Origin of the sequence: Arsenophonus sp. ENCA (assembly GCF_002287155.1) — a bacterium.
Taxonomy (GTDB): Bacteria; Pseudomonadota; Gammaproteobacteria; order Enterobacterales; family Enterobacteriaceae; genus Arsenophonus; species Arsenophonus nilaparvatae.
In genome coordinates this window covers 1-2,100 of sequence record NZ_NHNG01000447.1, presented here as the reverse complement: position 1 = coordinate 2,100, position 2,100 = coordinate 1, and the positions used below count along the sequence as shown (strand labels likewise).

At 43.0% G+C, this 2,100-nt stretch carries 3 protein-coding genes and 1 pseudogene; 3 read left to right on the top strand and 1 reads right to left on the bottom strand.

What is annotated here, in order from left to right:
- Together CBG25_RS11590 and CBG25_RS11585 are read left to right on the top strand one after the other, a co-directional pair.
- A pseudogene (locus CBG25_RS11590) lies at window positions 1–305 on the top strand (ATP-binding protein); the annotation flags it as partial.
- Window positions 302–889, top strand: a complete 588-nt coding sequence (locus CBG25_RS11585) for a DUF669 domain-containing protein (RefSeq protein WP_290606775.1) — start codon at window positions 302–304, stop codon at window positions 887–889. The pseudogene CBG25_RS11590 and the gene CBG25_RS11585, both read left to right, overlap by 4 nt.
- A 7-nt stretch (window positions 890–896) precedes the next feature.
- Here CBG25_RS11585 and CBG25_RS11580 read toward each other — a convergent pair whose 3' ends face one another.
- Entirely contained in the window at window positions 897–1,271 is a 375-nt protein-coding gene (locus CBG25_RS11580) for a DUF1640 domain-containing protein (RefSeq protein ID WP_290606773.1), read from the bottom strand.
- Between the two features lie 196 nt (window positions 1,272–1,467).
- On the opposite strand from CBG25_RS11580, the gene CBG25_RS11575 reads away from it, so the two are divergent.
- Window positions 1,468–1,992, top strand: coding sequence for a BRO family protein (locus CBG25_RS11575; RefSeq protein WP_290606771.1), 525 nt, complete (start codon window positions 1,468–1,470; stop codon window positions 1,990–1,992).
- The last annotated feature ends 108 nt before the right edge of the window (window positions 1,993–2,100 follow it).

Genomic DNA, 2,100 nt, shown 5'->3' with positions numbered 1-2,100 from the left:
CGGAAAATAGACGTGTTTATATTTTGGCTCATACGCAAACTGACGATTTTGGCAACATCAGAATGAAAACCGTTGGAAAGATGGTTGACCAGGTTATCGTCCCAGAAAGTTATTTTACAATAGTGCTGCGAGCTACAGTTAATAACGGAAATTATTTATTTTCTACGCAAAGTAACGGGCGCGACTGTTGTAAAAGTCCAATAGACATGTTTAGCGATACTTTTATTGAAAATGATCTCAAATCCGTTGATGAGACGATCTGTGCTTACTACGGTATTACTTCCACAAAGCGAGTTGATCAATGAATAATATAACATTCACTTACAATGCAGAATCTGCGTTGGCTGCGGGTAAAAGCGGATTTATTACGGAATCGGGCGCTTATGTTGTTACGATTCAGGAAGCAAAATATGTCACCAGCAGCGGCGGCGCTGAATCGATTGAATTTTCGGTTGAGGCGGATGATGGCAAGAAAGCAAACTACCTCAACGTCTACTGTAAGAAAAAAGACGGTACGCCAAATCAATATGGTATCAACATGATCCACGCCATTATGGGTTGTGCTGATGTCGGTCAATTAACAACGAAAATGATTAATGTCCATACACACATCGCCCCAGAGCTTACCAATAAGCGCGTTGGGCTGGTATTGCAAAAAACGCTGAAAACAAAAACGAACGGACAGGATACTTATAGCTTCGAGATTATCTTGCCCTTTATCGCACAAACACGACAAACATTGGACGAGCAATTTAACGGATTACCTGCGCAAACAATCGATAAGAAAATTGCCACGCTACAGGATAAAGATGAGAGGAAGCACGCCCCAGTAGGCTATCAGCAATATCAGTCAGAATATCCGGGTGATGATATTTTCTTTAACAACTAATAGCTTGTTAATGAACAAGTTTTAGAATAGCTGTAAGCGCACCTATTGCTAAAATTAACATGCCTCCAAGCCTTACAGTTAATTGTAAACCAAGTTTGTCAAAGCGATTTTCCATATCTTTGCGAACATCGGCAATCTGAGATTCAACTTTCTCAAAGCGATGCTCCATATCCTTGCGGACATAGGCGATCTCAGCGGATAAGTCCTTGCGAACATCGGCGATGTTGCGGCTCACTTCGGCGATATCAGCCTTAGTAGCTACATCCGCCACCTCGTGAGACTTACGCACGACGAGCGAGATTGCTCTTGCCTGTTCTTTGGAAATGCCAGCAGTCTCAAGCTCTTCTGACGCCTGTAATGTATCAAATGCAACTTGGCCCATAGCTGTATCTCCTTTTGGTCAAGTGTAACCGTTTTTAATGCCAATCTGCAAATTTTGCAAGTTAACAACCCTTTAATGCCTTTTAACCATATCCGTTTAACTATGGAAAATTGTTATGACCAAAACACAATTAATGCTATTTAAGTCTGCTGATTCTGATGTTGAGCTATAGGGAACGCTTTACCAAGGCAAGCCTGTGTTCTTTGCGGTTGAACTGGCTAAGGCGCTGGGCTATGAAAAGCCCCACAACACATTAGATACGCACTGTAAGTCATTGATTAAACTTAATTGCCCTGAAACGGAGGAATTGGGACTCGGCTTTAAACCGAAAGGAATCATCCTTGCGCCGGAATCCGACCTCTACCGCCTGATACTGAAAAGCAAACTCCCCTCTGCCGAACGCGTTCAAGATTGGGTATGCGAAGAAGTTTTGCCAGCATTGCGCCAGCAGGGAAGCTACAGCATGAAGTCGGCACATCGTGACGAAGGTAGCGGCCTACCAGAGTACCGCAAGGCCCGAGCCATGCAAATCCAGATGGAGATAGCCGAAAAAACCTTCCAATGGGCTACAGGACTTTCCGATGCTGCCCGTCAAGCTGTTATCGCTGGACTGATTAACCCTATAGCTAGGTGTGAAGTTATTCCCTTGCCAGTACTTGAAGAGAAAAGCTACACAGCAACGCAAATCGGTAAAATGTTCAATAAACTAGTTGCTGAATAGAGACTTGCATTTTTTGTCACGCTATTGAGAATAAAAAGAGGTTTAACTTAGAGAATAAAGGTTTGAAATGATCAACAAAGAGCGGCTGTTACGAGATAATCGTTTATG